At 40.1% G+C, this 24,348-nt stretch carries 17 protein-coding genes and 1 pseudogene; 9 read left to right on the top strand and 9 right to left on the bottom strand.

Annotated elements, in window-relative coordinates; genetic code table 11:
* Window positions 1-732: 732 nt before the first annotated feature.
* Entirely contained in the window at window positions 733-1,542 is an 810-nt protein-coding gene (locus AOM43_RS10855) for a hypothetical protein (RefSeq protein ID WP_059360268.1), read from the bottom strand.
* A 708-nt stretch (window positions 1,543-2,250) separates the two neighbouring features.
* Between AOM43_RS10855 and AOM43_RS14140 the strand changes: the two are divergent.
* The 3 genes and pseudogenes from AOM43_RS14140 to AOM43_RS10835 all read left to right on the top strand — a co-directional run.
* Window positions 2,251-2,573: pseudogene (locus AOM43_RS14140) on the top strand (alanine dehydrogenase); the annotation flags it as partial.
* A 900-nt stretch (window positions 2,574-3,473) separates the two neighbouring features.
* Window positions 3,474-4,586 (top strand): alanine dehydrogenase, encoded by a 1,113-nt coding sequence (ald, locus tag AOM43_RS10840; protein WP_013924290.1) that lies wholly within the window; start codon window positions 3,474-3,476, stop codon window positions 4,584-4,586.
* 10 nt (window positions 4,587-4,596) lie between these two features.
* Window positions 4,597-7,359 carry an Hsp70 family protein gene (locus AOM43_RS10835; protein ID WP_059360266.1) on the top strand — a complete coding sequence of 921 codons (2,763 nt, stop codon included), beginning with the start codon at window positions 4,597-4,599 and terminating at the stop codon, window positions 7,357-7,359.
* Here the strand turns inward: AOM43_RS10835 and AOM43_RS10830 are convergent.
* The 5 genes from AOM43_RS10830 to tsp all read right to left on the bottom strand — a co-directional run bounded on the left by AOM43_RS10830 (window position 7,356) and on the right by tsp (window position 14,209).
* Window positions 7,356-7,859, bottom strand: coding sequence for a CDP-alcohol phosphatidyltransferase family protein (locus tag AOM43_RS10830; protein ID WP_013924292.1), 504 nt, complete (start codon window positions 7,857-7,859; stop codon window positions 7,356-7,358). The genes AOM43_RS10835 and AOM43_RS10830 overlap by 4 nt on opposite strands.
* A gap of 160 nt (window positions 7,860-8,019) precedes the next feature.
* Complete coding sequence (locus AOM43_RS10825) at window positions 8,020-9,888, bottom strand: heavy metal translocating P-type ATPase (protein ID WP_039378310.1); 1,869 nt, start codon at window positions 9,886-9,888, stop codon at window positions 8,020-8,022.
* Window positions 9,889-9,951: 63 nt separating this feature from the next.
* The gene (locus tag AOM43_RS10820; protein ID WP_006340209.1) at window positions 9,952-10,572 is read right to left on the bottom strand and encodes a DedA family protein; all 621 of its coding nucleotides are present in this window, start codon (window positions 10,570-10,572) and stop codon (window positions 9,952-9,954) included.
* A 26-nt stretch (window positions 10,573-10,598) separates the two neighbouring features.
* Window positions 10,599-12,113 carry a glutamate--tRNA ligase gene (gltX, locus tag AOM43_RS10815; protein ID WP_036745874.1) on the bottom strand — a complete coding sequence of 505 codons (1,515 nt, stop codon included), beginning with the start codon at window positions 12,111-12,113 and terminating at the stop codon, window positions 10,599-10,601.
* Between the two features lie 128 nt (window positions 12,114-12,241).
* Window positions 12,242-14,209, bottom strand: coding sequence for a tail-specific protease Tsp (gene tsp, locus AOM43_RS10810; RefSeq protein ID WP_059360264.1), 1,968 nt, complete (start codon window positions 14,207-14,209; stop codon window positions 12,242-12,244).
* A 269-nt stretch (window positions 14,210-14,478) separates the two neighbouring features.
* Here tsp and AOM43_RS10805 point away from each other — a divergent pair, with 269 nt between their 5' ends.
* The 6 genes from AOM43_RS10805 (at window position 14,479) to AOM43_RS10780 (ending at window position 19,576) form a co-directional block, all read left to right on the top strand.
* On the top strand, window positions 14,479-14,925 hold the full coding sequence (locus AOM43_RS10805; protein WP_006340213.1) for a hypothetical protein: 447 nt from the start codon (window positions 14,479-14,481) through the stop codon (window positions 14,923-14,925).
* Between the two features lie 151 nt (window positions 14,926-15,076).
* Window positions 15,077-15,499 (top strand): hypothetical protein, encoded by a 423-nt coding sequence (locus tag AOM43_RS10800; RefSeq protein ID WP_006340214.1) that lies wholly within the window; start codon window positions 15,077-15,079, stop codon window positions 15,497-15,499.
* Window positions 15,500-15,631: 132 nt separating this feature from the next.
* The gene (locus tag AOM43_RS10795) at window positions 15,632-16,060 is read left to right on the top strand and encodes a hypothetical protein (RefSeq protein ID WP_013924298.1); all 429 of its coding nucleotides are present in this window, start codon (window positions 15,632-15,634) and stop codon (window positions 16,058-16,060) included.
* Between the two features lie 660 nt (window positions 16,061-16,720).
* A complete protein-coding gene (locus AOM43_RS10790) occupies window positions 16,721-17,158 on the top strand; it encodes a helix-turn-helix domain-containing protein (RefSeq protein WP_013924299.1) in 438 nt (145 codons plus the stop codon).
* Window positions 17,159-17,373: 215 nt separating this feature from the next.
* Window positions 17,374-17,976 carry a hypothetical protein gene (locus AOM43_RS10785; RefSeq protein WP_006340217.1) on the top strand — a complete coding sequence of 201 codons (603 nt, stop codon included), beginning with the start codon at window positions 17,374-17,376 and terminating at the stop codon, window positions 17,974-17,976.
* A complete protein-coding gene (locus tag AOM43_RS10780; RefSeq protein WP_059360262.1) occupies window positions 17,954-19,576 on the top strand; it encodes a ComEC/Rec2 family competence protein in 1,623 nt (540 codons plus the stop codon). The genes AOM43_RS10785 and AOM43_RS10780 overlap by 23 nt, the downstream gene beginning before the upstream one ends.
* Here the strand turns inward: AOM43_RS10780 and AOM43_RS10775 are convergent.
* The 3 genes from AOM43_RS10775 to mutL are packed head-to-tail and all read right to left on the bottom strand — an operon-like array spanning window position 19,564 to window position 24,304.
* Complete coding sequence (locus AOM43_RS10775) at window positions 19,564-21,327, bottom strand: ATP-binding protein (protein ID WP_006340219.1); 1,764 nt, start codon at window positions 21,325-21,327, stop codon at window positions 19,564-19,566. The genes AOM43_RS10780 and AOM43_RS10775 overlap by 13 nt on opposite strands.
* Before the next feature lie 3 nt (window positions 21,328-21,330).
* Window positions 21,331-22,413: a M24 family metallopeptidase gene (locus tag AOM43_RS10770; RefSeq protein ID WP_006340220.1), complete on the bottom strand. Its 1,083-nt coding sequence runs from the start codon at window positions 22,411-22,413 to the stop codon at window positions 21,331-21,333.
* A gap of 28 nt (window positions 22,414-22,441) precedes the next feature.
* On the bottom strand, window positions 22,442-24,304 hold the full coding sequence (mutL, locus tag AOM43_RS10765) for a DNA mismatch repair endonuclease MutL (RefSeq protein ID WP_059360260.1): 1,863 nt from the start codon (window positions 24,302-24,304) through the stop codon (window positions 22,442-22,444).
* Window positions 24,305-24,348 lie beyond the last annotated feature (44 nt).

The raw sequence follows: 24,348 nt of genomic DNA, 5'->3' as shown, positions 1-24,348 counted from the left end.
TTCTTGGTAAAGTCTTAGATTTTACAAAATGGGCACTAGTCTAAAATTGTCCCTCAGCAATAAAAGAGAATTTTTTTCTTGCTGGAGAAGAGAAATGTAATCTTGATCTAAAGCTGGGCAAGTTTTAGATCGGAATTCTTTGACGAAAGCAGGTAAAGCATTGCAAAAACAAGGTTCTCGTCCAGGTAACTTTTTCCTAAGTGAACGACAAGGCGACTACTTTAAACATTTAGGGACAAAATTGTTTAGACGAAATTTTAACACACCAAATAGTGCTATCAGCCATGAGGTCACAGAGAAGTTTTGGAAGAATCCTTGATGATTCCAGAAGATATAAGGGCAAGATTTTTAACAAAAGGCAACTTAGAGCCATGATGTTAGAAGAAGATAAATTTAGAATTGTTATCGCTCGCTTGCCTGATCGTGAAAAATGTGTGTGGAAAATTTATTATAACCAGCGAATGGGCTGAAATTTCACAGGAAAATGAAGGGGACGTTATTCAATTTTATTCACGTCTATCTCAGGACTATTGAGAGTTTCCTTTGGATGAGACGTTAGCAGTTTACTTAAAGCTAAAGAAAGATTTTTATGCGAATAAATTGATGAAAACTGAAACTTCCATCTTAAAATAAACTATAGGCTTAGAAAGGGAGTGAGATGGCCATTGGCATTGAATTCGGCTCCTGAGTAGGCGGTTATTTTCTGTAACCGCCCGAGACTGTTTTCCTTAACTATTGATATTCAGAATCGTTGATCATAATAGTAAAATCTAAATCGTCGTACGATAAACTATCGATTGATATCAGGTATGGCATTTCCTCTATATCAACAAAAACGCCTTCTGGAGTACTCGAGAATTGGCTTGGAGAAATATAAATTCTTTTCGCTTCTTCTTTAGTGCCTGCTTTGTTGAATTTGTCTACGCATAAAAAGAATAAATTTTTCCTATTCTTATTGTTGTCGTCGCAAAGTCCATTCATTATCATGCCCATACCTGTTGAAGCTATGGCAGTGGCAGTAGTATAGCAAAATGGGGCCGCAATGGGCGCTGCGAGGCCGATAACACCAACAAGAGGGGCACAAGCAATAAAAACACAGCCCACAACAATATATGAGTTAATGTAAATTTGTTCATCATTTTTATGCTTTTTCTCGATCAAGCCCTTATGCTTTTTTTTAAATAAAAATTTATAATTTCTTGGGTCGATCGGAAGCTTTAATTCAGCTACTTTATTTCTAAATAGATGATACAAATCGTCTGATGAAATGCGCGTTCCTGTTTGCTCTTCTGCAAAGGACTTAAATGATTGTATAAAATCCTTAAGATCTTCAACACTTGTTTTGTTGGAAAAAGATTCTAATTCTTTTATAAGTTTTTTTAATTTTCTTGTGGGATCTAATTTTTTTATAAATCCTTTCGAAAGTTGTTCACCTTCATATGAATATAAAGGCATTGTTGATATTGTCATAAAAGCTAACAAAGCGATATACGAACAAGTGTAATAAAAACTAATACGAGGAGGGTTACGGGAATAAAACATTTTAATTTAGCCTTTTTGTCAAAATTAAATCCAAGTGAATATAAAAATAAAAAAATACATCCATTTATTACCCAACCATACATGATAGGGGCAAGCACAAATTTAAATATTGTGAACATCATTTCAAAGCTCATATGAACCACTTTTTTATATGTTTAAAATAATTTTTTATTTTTGCCGCTCTCTTCATTTCTTTCTTTACCATGCTAGACTCCTTTGAGTTATATTTTTTTTGAGAACCTAATGACGGCAATTTAGCAACCACGCTTAGAAGCCATAATTTAATAAAATCATCTTACTAGCAATCAAGATTGTTCAAGTAAACATAGTATGTAAATTAAAATATTTACGCTCTGTTTTTGTCGCCAAAAAGCTTATGTGCTTGTCCGTGAGAAAAACCAGATTTTAATGATTGTTTTTTTGCTTCATCGTTAGTACCAATTCTTCAGTTTCGAGTGGCAGTTCCCCGAACGGTATTCCAGGCTTAGCGTAAAAGAGCGTATTTACACAAAACATTGCAAATCTGAGAATATTTTTGACTAGGTATTTTTATCAAAGTCCATTTTTTAAATCAAATTTTTTTAATACGAAAATCACTCTCTTTTCCCTAAACAGAAGAATTTAAGTGGAAGTAAACCGTCAGGTCATCTACAATTTTGGTTTACGAAAAAAGCAAACATTTCTAATTGATGACATTTGAGTAGACGTATGATTATTGGAGTGCCAAAAGAAGTAAAAAATCACGAATATCGCGTAGGATTGACTCCTGCTAACGTAAAAAGATTAAAGTTAAAGAACTCCAAGATTCTGAATTCGCTCTCATGCATGAAGGACAAACGCTTTTTTGCTATCTACACTTGGCTCCAGACCCCGTACAAACACGTCATCTTATCGAAAGAAAAGTGACTGCAATTGCTTACGAAACCATCACAGATTCGCATGGTCGTCTTCCTTTATTAGTTCCAAGTGAAATTGCAGGTAGAATTGCGATTCAAGTGGGCGCTGTCGCATTGCAGCTGAATAATGGTGGAAAAAGATTCTAATTCTTTTATAAGTTTTTTTAATTTTCTTGTGGGATCTAATTTTTTTATAAATCCTTTCGAAAGTTGTTCACCTTCATATGAATATAAAGGCGTTATTGATATTGTTGTAAAAGCTAGCAAAGCGATATACGAACAAGCGTTACAAAAAGTATTACGAGAAAAGTAATTGGTATAAAACATTTTAATTTAACCTTCCAGTCAAAATTGAATCCAAGCGAATATAAAAACGAAAAAATACACACATTTATTGCCCAACCAAATACGAGAGGCGCAAGCACAAATTTAATTAATGTTAATTTCATTTCAGAGCTCATATGAATCACTTTTTTATATGTTTAAAATAATTTTTTATTTTTGCCACTCTCTTCATTTCTTTCTTTACCATGCTAGACTCCTTTGAGTTGTATTTTTTTTGAGAACCTAATGACGGCAATTTAGCAACCACACTTAGAAGCTATAATTTAATAAAATCATCTTACTAGCAATCAAGATTGTTCAAGTAAACATAGTATATAAATTAAAATATTTACGCTCTGTTTTTGTCGCCAAAAAGCTTATGTGCTAGTCCGTGAGAAAAACCAGATTTTAATGATTGTTTTTTTGCTTCATCGTTAGTACCAATTCTTCAGTTTCGAGTGGCAGTTCCCCGAACGGTATTCCAGGCTTAGCGTGAAAGAGCGTATTTACACAAAACATTGCAAATCTGAGAATATTTTTGACTAGTTAGTTTTATCAAATTTCATTTTTTAAATCAAATTTTTTTAATGCGAAAATCACTCTCTTTTCCCTAAACAGAAGAATTTAAGTGGAAGTAAACCGTCAGGTCACCTACAATTTTGGTTTACGAAAAAAGCAAACATTTCTAATTGATGACATTTGAGTAGACGTATGATTATTGGAGTGCCAAAAGAAGTAAAAAATCACGAATATCGCGTAGGATTGACTCCTGCTAACGTAAAAAGATTAAAAGATTGTGGACACACAATTTTAGTCCAAGAGGGTGCAGGAGAGCAAGTCGGTTTTAGTAATAGTGATTACGAGGCTGCAGGAGCACAAATTGTTCCAACAGCTGCTAAAGTATTTCAAAGCGAACTTGTGATTAAAGTTAAAGAACCCCAAGATTCTGAATTCGCTCTCATGCATGAAGGACAAACTCTTTTTTGCTATCTACACTTGGCTCCAGACCCCGTACAAACACGTCAACTTATCGAAAGAAAAGTGATTGCAATTGCTTACGAAACCATCACAGATTCGCATGGTCGTCTTCCTTTATTAGTTCCCATGAGTGAAATTGCAGGTAGAATTGCGATTCAAGTGGGCGCTGTCGCATTGCAGCTGAATAATGGTGGGAAAGGAGTCCTTTTAGGTGGTGTTCCTGGTGTCGCTCCTGCACATGTAGTCGTGCTAGGTGGTGGCGTTGTGGGAACTGAAGCGGCCCGCATGGCGATGGGATTGGGTGCTCAAGTGACAATTATCGATAGAGATTTGAATCGCTTAAGACAGCTTGATGCCCTTTTTGGTCCGCGCTTAGTGACGCTGTATTCTACGCCAACAGCGATTGCTGAAAGTTTGGCTAAAGCAGATTTAGCGATTGGAGCCGTTCTGATTCCAGGCAAAAAAGCGCCTCGTCTCGTTTCGAAAGAAATGGTAGCGAATATGTCTGCAGGTTCTGTGATCGTGGATGTTGCGATTGACCAGGGCGGGTGTTTTGAAACAGCAGTTCCGACGACGCATGCAAATCCGACATATGTCATTGATGGAGTGGTGCACTACTGTGTGACAAATATGCCAGGAGCCTGTGCTGCGACATCGACGCGTGCATTGACAAATGCGACAATGGAATACACGCTTGAATTGGCGAATAAAGGAATCAAAACAGCTTTGTTAGAAAATGCTTATTTAAGACAGGGTGTAAATCTATATCAAGGCAATGTGACTTATCAACCGGTTGCGCAAGATCTCGGGTATGAATATTGTCCTCTTGAAGCCTGTTTAAATTAATGGAAATGGCATGCGTTATATTATTGGCATCGATTTAGGCACAACGAATAGCTGTGTCTCTTATATTGATACACATCATCCCAAACTGGCTGTGGAGACTTTGCGTGTCCCTCAGTTAAGCGCCGCTGGATTTGTAGAAGCACATGCCATCCTACCTTCATTTTGTTATCTCAGCTTGCCACACGAATGGCCAGCTGGGAGTTTTGATCTTCCTTGGAAAAAAGAAAATTCTTTTGCTGTTGGCCGATTCGCCCAAGTTCAAGGTGAAAAAACACCCAACCGTAGTGTTCAATCTGCTAAAAGCTGGCTTTGCCACTCTGCCGCAAGTCGACGAGATAAAATCCTTCCTTTTGAAACTTCCGATGGTATTGAAAAAATCAGTCCTGTTACAGCTTCTTCTCGCTATCTTCAACACATTCGAGAAGCGTGGAATTTTCTGATTGGAAAAGGAAATCCTGAAGATGAATTTGAAGCCCAAGAGATCATTTTAACGGTTCCTGCATCTTTTGACGAGGTGGCCCGTTCGTTAACAGTGGAAGCTGCTAAGCAAGCAGGTTTTGTTTCAATGACTCTTTTGGAAGAACCTCAGGCGGCATTTTATTGTTGGATTTCGGCCCATGAAAAAAAATGGTTGGAGATTTTCAAAGAAGGTGATTGCATCCTTGTTTGCGACGTAGGTGGGGGAACAACCGACTTTAGCTTGATTGAAGTGATCTCGCGTGATGGCCAGCTCGCTTTTCAGCGGATGGCTGTTGGTGATCATCTGCTATTGGGTGGGGACAACATGGATGTCACCTTAGCTTATTATTTGGAGAACAAGCTTGGATCTGAACTCACTCCATTGCAACGTTTACAGCTGAACTACCAAGCACGCCATGCCAAGGAACAGCTACTCGATGCAGCAGCAGATGAAGAAGCTAGTTATCAATGTGTGTTGCAAGGGACAGGATCCAAAGTGATTCAAGGAAGCCATCACATCCAAGTGACGAAGAAAGAAGTGCAAAAACTTTTTCTCGAGGGATTTTTTCATCTATATCCTTGGGGAGAAGCAACCCAGCTTAAACGAGGGACGTCGTTTCGAACCATGGGGCTCCCTTATGAGTCTGAGCCATCTATCACCAAGCATCTTGCCCTCTTTCTACAGAAAGCTTCACACATTTGCAAAGAAATGCGTCCTCCTAATTTTGTTTTAGTCAATGGGGGCACAATGAAGCCAGCCCTTTTCCAGCAGGCATTGATGGATTCTCTGGCTACTTGGTTTCCCGATCAAACTGCGCAGCTTCTTACTTCTCCTTCTTTAGATTTAGCCGTTTCGCGTGGGGCAGCCTATTATGGTAAAGTTCGTCGAGGTCTAGGGGTTAAAATTTCTGGAGGCGCACCACGTGGATATTATTTAGGCATTGAAACCAAAACGGCCGATCAAGCTTCTGCGTTCAAGGCTCTCTGTTTACTGCCAAGAGGATCGGAAGAAGGGGCCACTTTTGAGCCAAAAGAAATCTTTGGTTTGCTGCCGAATAAACCCGTTTCCTTTCAATTGTATAGCAGTGAAGTTCGACTTGGAGACCAGCAAGGAGAGCTTATCGATATAGATCCTAAAGAGCTTCATCCTCTTCCTCCCATCCATACAATTCTCCGTTTTGGCAAGGGTAGTGATGAGCAAAAAATCCCCGTGCATTTATACATTGCTCTAACGGCGATTGGAACATTAGAGCTTTCCCTAAAATCGCAAAAAACGGCACATGAGTGGGCTTTAGAATTTCAAGTACGTTCGGCAGCTGGGCAAGAGGATAGTTTACTTGGAATACAAGCTGCTCGATCGGATGAAGTTTTCGACCAAGCGTTTCTTAAAAAAGGGAGCGATTTGCTTGTTGAGCTGTTTACGGCTCCTAACCAGGCTCCAAAAGAGATCATGGAGAAACTGGAAAACGCGATTGAAAAGCCTCGAGGAGAGTGGTCTCCGAGTGTTTTAAGAAATTTGTGGGCAACTTTAATTGCACAAGCCCCTCAACGCAAACGGACGGAAGAATTAGAAAAGCGCTGGTGGAACTTGGCGGGTTATTTTCTACGGCCAGGTTTTGGCTTTCCGTTAGATGATTTTCGGATCAAAGATTTATGGAAAATTGTCCTAGAAGATTTTAAACGCAATAAGGATGATGACGTTCAAATTCAGATGTGGATTTGTTATCGACGCATCGCAGGTGGATTAAATAAAGGGCAGCAGGTGCAATTAGCGAATGAGCTTTTAGCGTCTTTTTGGAATAAACGCTCGAATACTTTTGAAATCAAAGGAAGAAAATTTCTCTATCAGTACGCCGAAAAAATTCGAGCAATTGCCTCTTTTGAATTACTTGATCTCTCCTTAAAAATTAAGTTGGGAGAAGCCTTATTGAAACGGATTGTTGCCGGAGAAGGAGAGGCTTACGACTACTGGGCTTTAGGGAGAATAGGAGCTCGACACTTATTTTATGGTTCAAGTGCTAATGTGGTGCCGCGTGATGTTTGCACCAGCTGGCTCAAGACGTTACTTGGGTTGAACCAAAAAGATTTACGACCTTATATCTTTGCTATTTTGCAACTGGCGCGTAAGACAAACCATCCTGAATTGAATCTTGTCAATGAAATGGTTCAACAAGTAGAGAGTATTTTAGATCACGAATTGCATGCGGCTGAATTAAAAAAGCTTTTGCAAAATGAAGGGCAAGCTAGCCAAGAAGACCGTGATAGAATCTTTGGTGAACAGCTTCCTCACGGTCTTACAATGAATCTTTCTTAGGAGGGAGCGGGAACGTAAAAATAGAGTTCCAAGAGAGCTAAGATTCCTAAGAATAGAAAAAGCGTGAAGGTCACGGGAGGAACGGGGATCTGTAAAGATAGGGCAATCAGGACAAGAAATTGTAGGAAAGTTGAAATTTTCCCGCTCCAAATGGATCTAACGCGATGTTGGCTAAGCCGATTTGTTACAATCAGGTAACATGTATAGGTGATAACGGCCAAATCTCGGCAAAAGAATGCGACGAGTTCCCAAGTTGTCACTGGGGCATTTTCCTGCACAAGCACGCTAATAATAAAGATCACAAAAAGTTTATCCATCAAAGGATCTAGCAGTGTTCCAATACGGCTAGAAAGATCATAGCGGCGCGCATAATATCCATCCAAAGCATCACTCAACATGGCTAAAATCAAGGCAGCAATGCGATAAAAGGTATTTTCCTGCAAAAACACCAGAGCTAACGGAAGTCGGGTTAGCGAGATAAGATTTGGAAGGGTGAACATAAACAATCCAGCATTAAATTCTTGGGCTTTACTGAATTTTGGATCTCTTTGATTTTCAGCTAGAAAAATCCAAAAACTCAGATGAGTATAGCTACATGTTAGTTTAATGTCTCAGCATTTTAATTTCACGATTTCTTCGCAATTACCTTAATCTTTATTTCTATTTTGAAAGACGTAAACTGATTAATATGACAATCAGTGTGACCCCCACGTCAGCAAAAATGGCTAATGCCAGATTACTCATGCCAAAAAGAGCTAATCCAATAAAAATGAGTTTAATTAAAATAGCTAGTGTTGTGTTAAACTGGATGGTCCGAATGGTTCTACGTCCCAGTTTAACGAGATAGGGGATAATATCTAAACGCTCATTTAAAATCACGATGGATGCGGCTTCGAGAGCGGTATCGCTACCGAGTGAGCCAATGGAAATCCCCACGTTTGCCAGAGCCAAAGCAGGTGCGTCATTTACCCCATCTCCCACCATGGCAACGGTGTCGTATTTATGAACCAAATCGCGTATTGCTGAGGCTTTGCCTTCAGGCAATAAACCTGCCTTGACTTCTGAAATACCAACTTCCTCTGCAATCACCTTGGCTGGAGAGGGATGGTCACCTGTCAACATCACGGGCATAATATTCAATTGCTTAAGTCCTTCAATAAGTGCCTTGCTTTCAGGTCTTAGTTGATCTGTCAAGCCTATAACACCTTCCACACCTTGATGTGTTGCAATCACGATCGAGGTTTTACCCTGCTTTTGCAAGTTTTCCACTTCATCCACGACTTCTTGAGGAACGGCATGCTCTTCTAATATAAAGGGCAATTTTCCAATGCAGTGATGTTTATCATCGCAAATCAAGCAGTCCGCTTTTGCACCTTTACCCACCACGCTTTGAAAATTTTCCACTTCATGTGGCGTTAATTTGCCATCTTTGGCTGCATTGACAATGCTTTGTGCTAATGGATGCTCAGAAAAGATTTCTATGCCAGCGGCGCATTCTAATAGGTGTTCTTTAGTGTGGTTGCCAAATGGAATAATATCGCTAACCATTGGCTGCCCGTAGGTGAGGGTGCGTGTTTTATCCAGGGCAATGGCTTTGATTCGTCCGATAGCTTCGAGGAATCTTCCCCCTTTGATCAGGGCTCCTTGTGCAGAAGCATTGCCAATGGCCGAATAAATTGAAACGGGTGTGGAGATGACCAAGGCGCAGGGGCAAGCAATGACGATGAGGGCCAGTCCACGTAAGAGCCAAACATCGAAAGGTTCATTGTAAAATGCGGTGGGGATAAAGACTAAAAAGAAAGCCATTAAAATGACAGCTGGGGTGTAATACTGAGAAAATGTTTCGATAAATTTTTGAGTATTGGCTTTAACTTTTGTGGCTTGAAAGGTGAGCTCTTTGATTTTGGCAAAAGTTGTGTCTTCGGTTGTCTTTGTAACTTCAACCTCTAAGAAACCTTGTTTGTTTAATGTGCCGGCAAACACTTGATCGCCAGGAAATTTGTCTTGAGGAATTGGCTCTCCCGTGATGGACGATTCATCTACATAGGAACTGCCGGCCACAATTTTGCCATCCAGAGGAATCATATCAGAAGGTTTTATAAGAACCGTTTCCCCTACTTTAACTTGCTCGATGGGGACTTGTTGATTGCCTTGCTTGAGGATAGCAAATTTAGGCATTTTTTCGATTAATGCACCTAAAGCCGACTGGCTTTTTTCGATCCCCATATCCTCTAATTTTTCTGCCAACGTATAAAGGACAATCACAACCGCTGCTTCCTCGTACTTACCCAAATAAAAGGCCCCCGCGACCGCAATGAGCATGAGTGTGTTGATATTTTTAAAATCGAAGGTGATAAGAGCTTTAAACCCATGCCAAAGCGTTTGATAGCCAATGCCCAGGATGACTGCTAGCAAAAAAGGAATTTTAATTTCGGCGGGTAAATGGATATTTGCTAAAGCTAGGAATTCAAGAATTCCGACTAGGCCGCACGTGATCAGCAGCCAAACAAATTTTTTATCTTGAAACATGAGTGCAGTCCTCGTTTTTGCAATCGTCGTTGTTCATTCACTCATAAATAAACGAGTTAGTCTCTAAATGATAGGAGTTTCTCGTCTTTTTTTAATCCAAAGGATCAGGAGAAAGAGAACAAGAAGGGCTGCGAGAATACCGATAAAAATAAAATTATAAGTTTTAAAGGTGTGGATGAGCAAGGCATAGTTTTCGCCGAAAGTGTAGCCTAGATAAAACAGAACAGAACTTGAAATTAAGCAAGCAAAGCCGTCCCGAAGCAAGAATTTGAGGTAATGCATTTTGCCAAGTCCAGCAGTCATGAAGAGGGCATTGCGAGCCCCTCCAGGAATGAAACGGCCAACAATGAATGTAAAAATGCCAAACTTTTCATAGTAATGATGCAGTCTGGCGATGCGCTGTGGAGTGAGAATCCGGTTGAACCAACGGATGTCGTAGAGCTTCGGACCTAACAGTCTGCCAATCCAGTAGGCGATGGAGGCAGAGAGCCAGCATCCCATGTACACCCAGATAAATAAACGTTTCGTGTGCTCAGGAATGCATGTGCTGGCTAGTGTGCCTGCAGTTAAAAGACAGAGGTCTTCACTGATCGGTACATTAAAGCCAGCCAGAATTAAGAGCAAAAAGATGATCCAGTGAGCAGAATCTGCATGAGCACAGGCATACTGAACGACTTCTTCCATCTGATTGCTCCCAGCACCTTATTCGCTTACACAGTTTCGTTTTGCATGAGATTCGCACAATTTTTTGCATCCCATCCTTTTTTAAGAATCGCCATTTTTTTGTTGGAAATTCCACCAAGGAATTCAATGGCATTCAAAAGACGGGCGCGTGTCAGATCTTTTCCTAAAATGCCGACAGAGTCAAAGAGAGGAGGCCCTTGATTTTTCCCCATGATACTTGCGAATAGCAGAGGCATAACCACTTTTTTGTGGTTAACGCCAAACACTTCTGCAGCTTTGCGGGAGGCCTGGTTGGCACCTGTATTGCCCCAATCTTCCAGTTCATCCATACTCCAAATCATCGATTGCAGGATAAAGCATGCTTGTTCGGGCGTATGGCCTTTGACTGCAAATAATTCCGGCGTATAGCGCAGGTGATTAATGAAAAAGAAATCGCATAACTCCATGAATTCCCCGAAGGTTTTGATTCGAGAATGGCACAAAGGCATGAGTTTACGCATAAATTCATCACTAAAATTCCACTCTTTAAGCCGATCTAAAAGCTTATCTTCTGGAATATTTTTGATGAGGTATTGCTGGTTGATCCAATCGAGTTTTTGAATGTCAAAGACCGCCCCAGAAACCCCGATTCGCTTGTAATCGAATTCATTGACCACATCTTCGAACGAGTAAATTTCCCGATCTCCCGGCATACTATAGCCCATGAGTGAGAGGAAGTTTACAAATGCTTCGGGGAGATATCCACTATCTCGATAAAAGAAAATAGAGGTCGGATTTTTGCGTTTAGAAAGCTTTTTGCCATCTCGGCCCAATAAGAGGGGCATATGCATGAAAACAGGAGCTTTCCAACCAAACAGTTCATAGAGCAAAACGTGTTTAGGTGTAGAGCTCATCCATTCATCGCCGCGGATCACATGGGTGATTTCCATTAAATGGTCATCCACCACGTTAGCCAAATGGTAGGTAGGGAAGCCATCGGACTTCATCAACACCTGATCATCTACATCCGCCCAAGGAAATACCACGCGTCCTTTAATAGCATCTTCATAGACACATTCTCCCTTTAGGGGAACTTTTAAACGCACTACATAAGGGAGGCCAGCTGCTTCTTTTTCTGTAATTTCTTCCGAACTTAAATTTCGGCAACGTCGATCGTATCCTTGTCTCCCGCCCGATTTAGCGAGAAGTTCACGCATCTCGGAGAGTTCTTCAGCTGTGCAAAAGCATTTGTAGGCACCATCTCTTGCGAGGAGATGCTCACATTCTTCTTTATACATAGGAAGTCGTTCAGATTGTCTGTAGGGGCCGTAGTTGCCACCAATATCTGGGCCTTCATCCCATTCAATTTGGCTCCACTTCAACGCCTTGTAGATGTTTTGTTCATACTCTGGGCGGCTGCGACTTTGGTCGGTGTCTTCGATTCGTAAAATGAACTTCCCTTTATGATGACGAGCAAAAATCATGTTAAAGAGAGCCATATAAGCTGTCCCGACGTGAGGATCGCCTGTCGGGGAGGGCGCGATGCGGACGCGTACTGACATAATAAATTTTTCCTTAATAGTTCAACTTATTAACCTGGGCTTCGAAGAAAAAAGCTGAAACCACAGGTTATTAAGAATAAGTATTATAATAACGTCTACTTAGAATTCAAGGAAAACATGGGCGGCCATCATGGTTTATTTGTCATGATTAAAATTAAATCTTTCATGATGTTGTACGTCTCAGTGAGCTGCAAGTCGTTTTGTCCAAATGAGCTTTCTTCTTCTTCTTCGTTCGGGATCGAGTCCTTTTCTTTTTCTTTTTTCTTTAGATCTTTCAAAAAAGCTTGAAAATTCTTGTTGTGCTCAATGCGGTAGGCCGAATTTGTCTTAAGAGTTTCTAAGTATTTATTATAGATGTTTAATTTTGGTTGAAGGTCAAACTTGTAGAGCATCCGAATTTTAGCACGCTGAGCAAAAGGGATGTCTGCTAAATCGTCATCAAAATTTTCTTTGATTTGATCGCTCTCAAGAGGGAATTTAGCAAATTTTTCCCCGATTTCAGATTCGGATAAAGCACCAGGTACAACGATGTCGGCATAAACACCATTTAGTTGCGGCGTTTTTCCTGAAACAGTGTAATAACGGCCCCGTGTAACTTTGTATTCTCCCTGAGGATTCACAGAATCTACTGCGTTTGAATTTAGGGTAAAGGTTTGAAAAGACCCTTTACCATAGCTGTGGTCATCTCCTACGACAATGGCTCGTCCATAATCTTGTAAAGTTTGGGCGACAATTTCAGAGGCTGAAGCACTGGCGCGATTGGTCAAGACAATCAGAGGGCCATCCCAAGTTGTTTTTGTCTCTAAGTTTCGCAAATGCTGAACTTTTCCTGCGCTATCCTTAATCGTGACGACCACGCCTTTGGTGATAAATAGGCCCGTTACATTCACGGCTTGGGAAAGCATACCCCCGGAATTATAGCGGAGATCTAGAATAATTCCTTGAAGCTTATGATCTTTCTTCATTTTTTTGATTTCATTTTCAAGATCGGTGGCAGAGGCACTATCAGGGTCTTGATAGAAAGAGTAAAGTCTGAGATATCCAATCACGCCATTTCCAAAAGGATCGTGCGAAGCTTCATAGCGTGTTTCTTTCAAAACCACTTCGCCACGTAAAATGGGGATATCCAATTTTTGTTCCATAGGGTGGCCGTTATCATTGCTTTCTCGAATCACGGTCAAGATGACGGGCGTCCCTTCATGTCCGCGAATAAGTTCTACGGCATTTGTGATATCCATTCCAACGACAGGTTCTCCATCGACCGCGATGATCCGGTCTTTAGCTTTTAGTTCTTTTCCAAGGGAGGCCGGCCCCCCTTCAATGATTTTAACCACCGTAAAGCCATTTAAGTCATCTCTTAACTGTGCGCCGATCCCTAAAAGCCGCTGCTGCACATTGATCATAAATTCGGTAGCTTCGTCGGGTGTAAAGTACGCCGTGTGTGAATCCAATGCGGAGGCACTTGCTTTTAAAAAGGTGGTTAAAACGCGCTTTTTAAGTTCTTCAGGATTGGAATTTAGAATTTCTTCTTCGTATTTTTCCTGTCGTTTTTTGATTCTCTGCAAAGACTTTTCTTTTAACTCGTTTGTTAGCTTGGCTGCGCTCTCAATTTGAAGGGCTTTAATGCGAGATAAACGGGTCAGAAGTTCGTCTTCATTTTTTACCCATTTCATATCTTTAAATTCTTCAGGGTTGACGTGTGTTGGAAGATTTTGAGTGTCAACCTTTTGATCTAAAAGCCGGCGGCGATGAATGGCATCGGTCATTGTTTTTTGAATTTGTTCAAATACACTAAAATTGCGATTTTGATAATCTACCAAGATTTGCTCGGCTTGGGCGTCTGAAGGGTGCGTCCATGCTGAAATATCAGATTCAATAAAATAGGTTTTTGTGGGGTCCAATTCTTCCATGTAGTTAGCTAAAACTCGTTTGATTAAAACTGGAGTAAGTTGATGATGAGAAGCATGAGACTTCATGATTTCTTCTAGTTTTGCATGGGCAATTTCAGGCGTTATTTCGGGGAGTTTTGCCTGAATAGAAATTGTGCAAAAAAGAAGAAGCACATAGGTAAATCGGAATACTTGTGAAATTCTCATGTAGACTCTCATTTGATTATTCATGATTAAGGAATGTTCGCTTTCCTCGGGAGAGGAATCATCGGTTTCTATGTCAGTTATTTTAGATAGTAAGTGTTAGGACATTTTCTTCCCAATGAAACATTCGATAGCTTGAATTGATTTTTTTGGCAATTCTCCCTTGCCCAATTCGGTTAAGAATAAATGATTATAATGGACTGATCTTATTTATTGTTAATAAATAAAGTGGCATTTGTTTTTTTTGTTAATGTTTTAAATTAAGGTGGATGATGTTAAATGTACAAAATATTAATCAGGTTTGCTGGGCAACCGAAAATGCGTTAAATGTTCTTGAATGTGTGCCGGTTGTGGGAATTCTTTCCTCAACAATTCGAATTCAAGCGGGATGCTTGCAGGAGCTTGCTGCTGTTATCACTTTAGTGGTGGGGGGAATCGGTCTTCTTGGTTCTATGTACTTTTATAAAAATGAAGAATCTAAGAAGAGGTATACCTTTGTTATTCATGTAGGAACGGAATATTTATTGCATGGCGCTTTAAATATTTTACGAGGTTATGCAGTTTTAGTCCTTTCTGGATGTTCTTTTGGAATGGGTAATGTGTTTATGTTGATTCCAAACCTGGTGAAGGAAGAGAAATTCAATCCTGTCTTTGTTTATGGCTCATTTACAGATTCTTCGTCTTCCTTTAATCCAGAGCTTTTTAATCCGATTGTCTAAAGATGTTTTCTCTCTGGAAATAGCTAAAAAAATTTGGTTATTTCCTTTTTTTCACTTTTTTCATAATTAATCAATTCTTAACAAATCCTTAAATAAACAAAAACATATTCCGGGCTTAATTGTATTTTTTACAAAACCATAGGGATATAACATGAATGTAGATCGTTTTAGTAGTGCATGTAATAGTTTAGAGACAGGTTTTAACATTTTGGAGTGCGTTCCTATTGTTGGAGGATTCACTTCTGCAGTTCGTACTAAGCTTGGGGCAATGCAAGCTGTTGCCGGGCTTGTTTGCATGGCTGTTGCGGGCATTGGTATTTTTGCTTCCAATTGTTTGCGCGATCAAGAAGCGAAAAGAAAATTTGAGGCTGTAGGAAGATTCGGTGCTGAGCATACTCTGCATGGGGCTTTAAATATGATCAGAGGTGCGACCGTTGTGTTCATTTCCGCATGTACTTCTGGAATAGGTAACGTGGTGATGCTTGCTCCAAACATGGCCAAAGATGAGATGTTTACTCCATTCTTTAAATATGGAGAATTCACAGAAAAAAGACGGACTGTCGATTATCTTTAATACATATAATAGATCGTTTATCCCGGCGAATGCTTTTTTAATAATGTGAATTGTTATAAGCTCGATGCCTTGAAAACAGAGCACTAGTTTTTTTATTAATGATAATTCTCAGTTATTGGGACAAGGAGAGATATGCTAAGTATTAGAAATATTAACCACGGATGTACGCAAGTCGAGAAATTTTTGAATGTGGCCGAATGTGTGCCAATTGTTGGGATGTTATCGTCTGCCTTGCGTGTGAAAGCCGCTTATGGACAAGTCGTATTTGGTCTGGGTTGTGCTGCTGTGGGTGGAGTTGGCCTTTTAATTTCGGCGTTGGCAGATGATGAAAAAGGACAAAAAACATTTAAAAAGGTGACTATGTTTGGCGCTGAACACATGATTCACGGTGCTTTAAACGCCTTAAGAGGGTTTGGTGTGTTATTGTTGGGAACCTGTACATTTGGGCTGGGAAACGTTCTGATGATTGTTCCCAACATGTGGAAGGAAGACCATTTTGCTCCATTTTTTCAATATGGCAAATATACAGAAGAGCAATCAAAAGCGAACCTTCCTTATTAATTCGATCTATTTATGAGAAGAGGCTAATTGTCTCTTCTCTTTCTTTTGTCAATTTCTTTATTTAACAATTTCTTAATAAACTCTTAAAAGAATAGAAATATTTTATTGTTACAATTATTATTTCATTTCTTCTGCGATTCTTTTAATGCATGCACTGAAATCATTCGCTTTAGTGCCTGGTAGAAAGATTTATTAAGGAATTGAATGCCTAACTTTTATGCCGTGAATTTTAATGTTTTCTTTATCTGGTTGTGATTTGAAATCGAATTTAAATTGTATGTGATCGATGATGGATTTCAATAAAAAATGATGGATTATTAATTTTTGTTAATTTCTGCTAGATTTTTTTTGCTATATTTTTTAATCTATTTACCGCTTTGATTTTTATTTTTACAAAAATAAAAGATCGAACCTTTCAGAGGGTAGAGTGGCTTTTTTGATATTAAGAAATTTGTAAAAAAAAGCTTGAATTAAACTCCTTTTTATGTAAAATGGATGGTTCGCATTAAGACGGACATCGCTAGATCTTAAAGATATGATGCGGCATCGTCCCAAGTTTTAAAAATCGAATCCCGATGGGTTTTTATGCGTCATTGTGGGTTCTAAAAGTGATAAATTGTCTTTTATAACAAAAATATTATTGTGGGTAGGAGGTATAAAATGCCTAAAAATAAAGAAAGTCAAAAAAATCAAAATGGAAAAAAAGTCGTTTCAATTACAGAAGCAGCTAAATTAAATAAAGTCACAAGACAAGCAATCTATGTTGCAATTAAATTGAATAAGCTTAAAGCACAAAAAGAGACAACTCGGTGGACTATTAATCTTGACGATTTAGAAGCTTATCGCAAACAAAAATACTCCAGAACAAAATCGATGTTCAATGGTGAATTATTGTTTGATAACGGCAGAGGCTTTTTCTCCGTTAACCAAGTTGCGAAAATGTTGAATGTACCAGCTCAAAAAATTTACTATGCTACACGTATTGGAATTTTAAAAGCGCATCGTAAGGGAGCTGCTTGGGTCATTCATTCTGATGATGTTGATCTATATAAAGAAAGCTATTTGACTAAGAAAAATAGCCGTCGCAAAGCGAGCTAATTTCTGTCGCTGATTAAATTTGTAATGATAATAGCAATAGAAATGGTGGAAATTCCTACCTCTCGTCTCTTGTAATAAACATCATTTTGATGGCCCTCTCTGCACCATAGCAAAAAAGGTGGAATACTAACATTTTTTTTGCTATGGTTGCTTATTTTTAAATAGTTTCCTAGAAGCGTAGGGAGCTATTGTCACAAATGAGGAAGAAGGAAAAGATGGAATTTGGGAAATTATTTGCCGTCAATATTGAATTCAAAGACCTTAATTTTCCGAATGAAAAAGATCAATACCTCTCTCTAGAAGTTGTTTTAATTGCCCGCAATCACCAAGTTTTACAGCCTCTCTTATATGAACTCAAGCATAAAGCTTTAATGGAATTGACGCGTGAAGGAGTCACTCAGCATGCAATCCATGAAATTTTTCCAGATGCCTGTTCTTTATTAGGTGAGGTGGCTTCTCTAAATCGGCAGACAAAACAAGTTTGGTTAAGCAATCACCTTGTGGTATCTTATCAGCACTTAATCTTGGTCACGCAAGATCAATCCATTTTAGATCATTCTGCAAAAGAAGAAGAGTTTACCCTTGCTTTACAAGCTCTTTTTAGTGCTCTACGCGTGCAGGCAAAAAGAACAAGCGTTATGAAAGCCAGTTCTTCTGAGGTGCACAAAATGAAAAGTATTCAAAAATCAACCTATTATTCTGACAAAGAATCCCTTCCTAAAAACGTGGCCAATGTGCCGTGTCCCAAAAATAACGAGACCTCTTCCCTAAATTTGCGCTCAAATAAACGCCTATATGAGCTACAGTTGGGCGAATAGCCGCGGGGCGACTGAGCTGGTTCTTGCGCGCTTCATTGCGTGGCAACGAACGCCTTTGATAAGTCAATTTTTTCATCCATTAGCGGCAACATACGATCTTTTTTGGAGATTTCATCCCGCTTTGCTCTACGGTCTTGCCATGTTAATGGGGATACAAGCCGCTCTTTTTAGCCTCCCTGTCCTTTTTTTGCCTTTTTGCGTGATCTGGTTTCCTGTGGTGACAACTCCACTTGGACTCTTCCCTCGGCTAAAAAAACGGCTGCTTATTGCTCTTGCTGTGATTGCAGCAGCTTATTTATATGCGCATTCACTTTATTTATATCCGCAAGTATCCGCTGAGGGTACTCAGGGAATTGCCTGTATTGACATTTCTTCCATTAAATCCGCTAAAAGTTTTCAAGGCCAAAGTTGGAAATACACGGGAACGATTCAGAGCTTTGTTCCTTTAGACGGACAAGATTCCGTTGCGTGTCATGTGCCTTATACGCTGTTTCATTCTGAACATTTCGACGCGACTTGCTCTTATTTTGTAGAGGGGATTTTAAAGGAATGGCGGCCAGGTTATTACATCTTAAAATTGAAAAAAGGAAAAGTTTGGGCGCCAGTGTCTCAGACTTGGAGCATGGCAGAGCTGCGGCTGCAGTGGAAACAGCAGCTTTCCGATTACATTTTAAAACATATTCCCGAAAAAAGAAGTGCCCGTTTTCTAGCTGGTATTGTGACAGGTGAGTTTGATGATGGTCAGTTAAGCTTTGAGTTTTCCCGTTTTGGATTACAGCACATCATGGCAATTTCAGGATTTCATTTTGCGATTATTGCATCGATATTGGGATTTTTTCTGAGGCAGGGATTTTCAAAGAATGTGCAAACGCTCATTTTATTGCTATTATTGACAGGCTATTTTGTATTTTTAGGTCCAGCATGTTCAATTATGCGGGCGTGGATCACGATTTCAATTAGCCTTTTCGGTTATTTGTTAAATAAAAGAGCCTTTGGGCTTAATTCGCTTGGAGTCGCTTTAATTGTCATGCTCGTGATTAATCCACTCAGCTACCGCAGCCTGGCCTTTCAGTTTAGCATTCTTACTACAGCATCCATTCTTTTGTTTATGCCTGTCATGACAACCTTATTGGAAAAAATCTGGCCCAAGCGCCCCTTGAAAGAGGCTGTCCTTATGCGTCTCACCGATCAGCATGGTTATGTGATTTTAAGCATGTTTCGAGACGCTTTAGCTCTTTGCCTGTCCGTGAATTTAATCGCGCTCCCTTTAACACTCTTTTATTTTCACAAATTTCCTTTATTAAGCATTCTTTACAATCTTTTTTTCCCTTTTTTGGTCAGCATTGCCATGTTTTTGTTAGTTATTAGCATGGGGATTGGTTTGATCTGGCCTTATGCGGCGAAGGGGTTTTATGTGGTAACAAGTGAGTATACGGCTTTGATGTTGGATTTCACTTTTAATATGCCTACATCCATGGATTATTTTTTGCGCGTGCGGTATTTTTCTGGAGAAGCACTGATTGTTTATCTAGTCGTGCTTCTCACAGTAGGGATTTTTCTGAGCCCTAAAGCCCAATCCTCAAGCCCTTATTTTACCTGAATATCTCTCTGAATAGGGAGAAAAATGGTAAAGGTGGTGCCTTTGTCCAATTCGGATTCAGCCGAAATTTTCCCAAAGTGTTTTTCAATAATCGTGTGTACAATCGATAGTCCCAAGCCTGATCCCCCCATTTTTTGGGAGTGTGCTTTATCTACCGTGTAAAAACGTTCGAAAATATGTTCAAGATCTTGTTGAGGAATACCGATCCCTTTATCAGAAATTGTCAGCTTGGCCATATTGTCCTCTTTTGCAAGTGTAATCGTGATCTTAGCAGGTCCTTTCGAATATTTAGCCGCATTCTCTAACAGATTGATAATGGCCATTTCAATTAAATCGGCATCGACTGTCGCGGTGACATCTTCAGTTTTAATGAGCGTGATCTTGGCTTGAGGCGACATATCTTTAATCGTGCCTGCACAGCTTTCAATTAATTGAAAAAGATCACATTGCACCAGATGAGAAGAGGGAATATGTTCAATATCGGAGATCGTTAGGAGGTCCTTGATGAGCGTTGCCATTCTTTGACAATTGCGGACAATTTTCCCTAGCACCTCTTTTCTAACATTCGAGGGGAGTTCGGGATTGTCATTTAAGGCCTCTGCAAACCCATGAATAATGGTGATCGGAGTTTTGAGCTCGTGTGAAGCGTTAGCAATAAAATCTTTGCGCATTTCCAAGATTTTATAGTGAGAGGACTTATCTTGAAGCACCAAAATAGCACCGGTATTATCCGTTTTTGGGGCTGCAATGACATCTAGATAGAATTTTTCTTGGGGAGTTTTAATCTGAATATTATCTGTTAAAGGATGATTGTCTTGCTGGCAAGCCGCAAGCAAAGCATAGCATTTCGATTGTTTAGTGATGCTAAAGGGGTTTCCTACCAGCTGATTAGCTGGTAATTTTAACCATTCACAAGCTCGATTATTTGCATAGGTGACGATCATATTCGTATCGACAGCGATGACGCCTTCAATGAGGGACTCCAGAATGGTTTCTTTTTCTTTCCGCTCAGAAGTTAGATTGTGAATGTGATTTTTAATTTTTGAAGACAATGCATTCAGCGTGGAGGCTAATTGACCAAATTCATCTGTCCGACTGGCCCAGCGCAACCTGATTTCGGGAACAGATGTTTCTTCTCCATTCTGAAAAGGTTTGACAACTCGTAAAATTTCCTCAATAGGCTTTGTTAAATAATTAATGATAAACCAGGTCATTAAACTAAACAGGAGAAGAACAGCGGTTGAAAGACCTAAGAAATTTAACTCGAAATCGTGTGTGAGTTCTGCGACATAGTAGTACGGGAATGCTGTGCGAACCACATAAGTTTTGCCATGAAAGTCAAAGGCTTTCGCGATATACACAAATTTTTGAGAAAGGAGATTGGAATATTCTTCATTGTATCCATAACCATTTTTGAACGCATCAAGTACTTCGGGATGAGAGACTACGTAATCTTGGCTAAAGCGTAGTCCAAGCAATCGTTTTGTGTGTGAGTCATAAAGCACCTTATGGTCATTAGAGATTACACTCACACGGAAAAAAATTGCGGACTTTTGATACTTCAATCTTCTCACTAAAGCATCGTTATCGGGGGCCGATTTGATCCGCGCAATCAGTTCCGTTGCACGTTCTTCCATCGCATTGATGACGATTCTCTTGACCGTTGAAGAAACAAAAGGATAAAGCAATGCAATAAAGACTAAGAACGCAATAATGTAGGCAATTAAAATTTTTTGTCGAAAACTAAACATAAATTATAAAATTTGTATCTCTTTTGAGCGGTTAGTCAGATTCTCATACCCATCTTCTGTGATGAGCACACTATCTTCGATACGGACACCCCCAACATTAGGCAGATAAATTCCAGGTTCGATCGTGATGACCATGCCGGGTTCTAAAGTGACTTCTGCAAAAGGAGGCTTATTGCGGAGGATAGGAAATTCATGCACAGCGAGTCCAATGCCGTGCCCTAAGCTATGTGTGAAATTTTCTCCATAGCCGGCTTGTGTAATCAGGCTTCTGGCTACAAAGTCGAGTTCTCCAACTTTGGTCCCAGGGCGGCAGAGGTCTAAAGCTGCTATTTGGGCCTCTAGAACACAGTGGTAGATGGTAACAAGCTGTGGGGCGGGTTGCCCAAAAAAGAGGGTACGCGTCATGTCGGAATGGTAATGGGCATACGTCACACCAATATCAATTAAAACGGGTTGGCCCTTCTTAAGTTGATGCGCCCCAGCTCGATAATGAGGCATGGAACTGTTCATGCCAAACGCGATGATGGGCTCAAAAGCGACGCCTTTCGCTCCATGCTTTTTCCAGAATAATTCAAGCTCAATGGCAATTTCTTCCTCAGTGATCCCTTCTTTTAATAATCGGCAAACATAATCAAATCCTTGCGAGCCTAAAATCGCTGCACGCCGTAGTAAGTCCATTTCTTCGGGGGTTTTAATCATGCGCAAAGATCGTAGAGGGGAATCAATTGGAACGAGGGAGAGAGAATGGGTAATTTTTTTCTCTAAATCTTTAAAACTTAAAAAACGCATATAACTTGTTTGATCGCTTGAAAAGCCGAGTGTTTTGATCGAGGGGAGGTCGCTCAATAAAGTACCTAAGACTTCGTCTTTTGCCAGCAAAACAGGAAAAGGGCTGAGCTTTAAGCATTGCTCATAGTAGCGCCCATCGACAATGAGATAGCTGTTTTCCGGGTGAAGAAGGAGTGTTCCGGTTGAAATGGGAAATCCAAGTAAATACAAAAGATTGATTTCGTCTTCAATCAGCAAGGCATCACATGGAAGCTGAGAGAACAATTTTTTTAAGAGATCTTTAGGGGGTGTTGGCATAATCAAGCTCCGTAAAATCATTTCCTAACTAGCATTTTTGAAATTGTCTCGCAATTTCTTCACGAGACAGATGGATGGCAATCGGTTTTCCAAAAGGGCAATATAAAGGAGATTGGCACTCCCAAAGTTGACGTACAAGATTTTGAGCTTCTAGCAAAGAGAGGATGTGTTCTTTTCGAATAGCAGCCTTGCTCGCAATCTGTGCGAGACACTTATCTTTTTCTTTTTTTAAGGCAGAAGATTGGTTCATTTCTGCCAAAGTCTTGATAAGCTCATCGACAAAATAGGTGATGTCACTATTTCCAAAAAGCGAAGGGATGCCATCGATTGTGAAAGTGGTTGATCCAAATTCTTTGATTTGGATGCCCATCGCATTAAACTCCATCAAGTGTTCTTTCAAAAGAGCAGCTTCCAAAGGTGTAGTTTCTATCGTGTAAGGAATTAAAAGAGTTTGGATAGAGAAAGTGGGAGAGGCAGACTGAAGCTGCTCAAATAAAATACGAAAATGTGCTGCGCGTTGGTCAATAAGGCCAATTCCAATCTCTTCCTGTTTTGTCATGGGAAATGCATTTGTGTAATGCGTCAAAATAAATCCCTTGATGGTGGTAAGGACAAGGGGGACATTTTTTTGAGGAGGCAAGGGGAGCTGTTCGGGCAGCTGGAATTCTTCTTGTGTTTTAGGTGGATCAAAAGATCTTTGCGGATAGGGTGTCGGATTTGCCAATTCCTCCAAGAGAGAGTGATCAAAAAAATGGCCACCGAAACTTCCAAAAGAAGTGGAAGGTTGAAAGTCTGACTTTTCGTCGAAAGCAGGCGTAAAAATAGGGGGTTCTGCAAAATGAATGGGGGTGCTCTCAACTTCATGGGGATATAAGGCTTTTTGAACTGCAGAGATAATTAACTCTTTGATCATGGCTTCTTGCCTTAGGCGTACCTCTTTTTTTTGCGGATGAACATTGACGTCGACTAGAGTTCCCGGAAGAGATAAATGCAAAATGAATAAGGGATGTCGATTCGTGGCGAGTGCAGTCCCATAGCCCTCCCGCACTGCAAAAGAAATCGCAGGACTTGTGACGGTACGTTGATTGATAAAAAGAAACTGACAAGCGCGGTTTGGACGACTCGCGGAAGGAAACCCGATGTAACCCGTTATTTTGCATCCCTCTTTTTCCCCTTCGATAAAGCAAATCTCCTGGGCTAGGTCATGGCCTAACACAGAACCAATGCGATCGGATAATTTTTCAGCAAATGAGGCTGGTTGTTTTGAGGTAGGTGTTTTTAACAATGTTTCATGGTTGCTGATCAACTCAAACTGGATATCGGGATGCGCCAGGGCTTGCATGGTCAAAATTTTAAGGATTTCATTGGCATCGTAAGTGGGAGATTTTTGAAATTTTCTACGCACAGGGACATTAAAAAAAAGAGATTTGATTTCCACGGTAGTTCCAGGTGAACGGGCGGCTGGACAGCAGCGTAAAATTTTCCCTCCCTCAACTAAAATGAGAGTGCCTTTGGAATCGTTGCTTCCAGATTCAGGAGTAGCGGGGCAGGTCAGCAACATGAATTTGGAGATCGCTGCAATAGAAGGAATCGCCTCTCCTCGAAAGCCCATGGTTGCCAAAGCCTCCATATCTTCCACTTCTCGCAATTTCGAAGTGGCATGTCTTTCCAAAGATAAAAGTGCATCATCTTGTGTCATCCCACATCCATTATCGGAGATTCGAATGAGTTGCCTACCTCCTTCCTGAATTTCAACGCAAATTTCGGTGGAGCCTGCATCGATGGCGTTTTCAACAATTTCTTTCACAACAGATGCGGGATTTTCAATCACCTCGCCAGCTGCAATTTTGTTAATAGTGTGTTCATCTAAGATCCGAATTTTGGAGAGCATACTCTTTTCTTTTTGGGTTATAATGATAACTTTTATAGTTGAAA

This window comes from Parachlamydia acanthamoebae, from assembly GCF_000875975.1.
Classification (GTDB): domain Bacteria; phylum Chlamydiota; class Chlamydiia; order Chlamydiales; family Parachlamydiaceae; genus Parachlamydia; species Parachlamydia acanthamoebae.
The sequence above is the reverse complement of the archived record's forward strand: the minus strand, read 5'-3'. Positions and strand labels throughout refer to the sequence as shown.

What these genes read in the sequence shown, in the direction of transcription:
- AOM43_RS10855 (WP_059360268.1), bottom strand. Translation starts at nt 1,542, where the DNA reads ATGTTTTATTCCCGTAACCCTCCTCGTATTAGTTTTTATTACACTTGT.
- ald (WP_013924290.1), top strand. Translation starts at nt 3,474, where the DNA reads ATGATTATTGGAGTGCCAAAAGAAGTAAAAAATCACGAATATCGCGTA.
- AOM43_RS10835 (WP_059360266.1), top strand. Translation starts at nt 4,597, where the DNA reads ATGCGTTATATTATTGGCATCGATTTAGGCACAACGAATAGCTGTGTC.
- AOM43_RS10830 (WP_013924292.1), bottom strand. Translation starts at nt 7,859, where the DNA reads ATGTTCACCCTTCCAAATCTTATCTCGCTAACCCGACTTCCGTTAGCT.
- AOM43_RS10825 (WP_039378310.1), bottom strand. Translation starts at nt 9,888, where the DNA reads ATGTTTCAAGATAAAAAATTTGTTTGGCTGCTGATCACGTGCGGCCTA.
- AOM43_RS10820 (WP_006340209.1), bottom strand. Translation starts at nt 10,572, where the DNA reads ATGGAAGAAGTCGTTCAGTATGCCTGTGCTCATGCAGATTCTGCTCAC.
- gltX (WP_036745874.1), bottom strand. Translation starts at nt 12,113, where the DNA reads ATGTCAGTACGCGTCCGCATCGCGCCCTCCCCGACAGGCGATCCTCAC.
- tsp (WP_059360264.1), bottom strand. Translation starts at nt 14,209, where the DNA reads ATGAGAATTTCACAAGTATTCCGATTTACCTATGTGCTTCTTCTTTTT.
- AOM43_RS10805 (WP_006340213.1), top strand. Translation starts at nt 14,479, where the DNA reads ATGTTAAATGTACAAAATATTAATCAGGTTTGCTGGGCAACCGAAAAT.
- AOM43_RS10800 (WP_006340214.1), top strand. Translation starts at nt 15,077, where the DNA reads ATGAATGTAGATCGTTTTAGTAGTGCATGTAATAGTTTAGAGACAGGT.
- AOM43_RS10795 (WP_013924298.1), top strand. Translation starts at nt 15,632, where the DNA reads ATGCTAAGTATTAGAAATATTAACCACGGATGTACGCAAGTCGAGAAA.
- AOM43_RS10790 (WP_013924299.1), top strand. Translation starts at nt 16,721, where the DNA reads ATGCCTAAAAATAAAGAAAGTCAAAAAAATCAAAATGGAAAAAAAGTC.
- AOM43_RS10785 (WP_006340217.1), top strand. Translation starts at nt 17,374, where the DNA reads ATGGAATTTGGGAAATTATTTGCCGTCAATATTGAATTCAAAGACCTT.
- AOM43_RS10780 (WP_059360262.1), top strand. Translation starts at nt 17,954, where the DNA reads ATGAGCTACAGTTGGGCGAATAGCCGCGGGGCGACTGAGCTGGTTCTT.
- AOM43_RS10775 (WP_006340219.1), bottom strand. Translation starts at nt 21,327, where the DNA reads ATGTTTAGTTTTCGACAAAAAATTTTAATTGCCTACATTATTGCGTTC.
- AOM43_RS10770 (WP_006340220.1), bottom strand. Translation starts at nt 22,413, where the DNA reads ATGCCAACACCCCCTAAAGATCTCTTAAAAAAATTGTTCTCTCAGCTT.
- mutL (WP_059360260.1), bottom strand. Translation starts at nt 24,304, where the DNA reads ATGCTCTCCAAAATTCGGATCTTAGATGAACACACTATTAACAAAATT.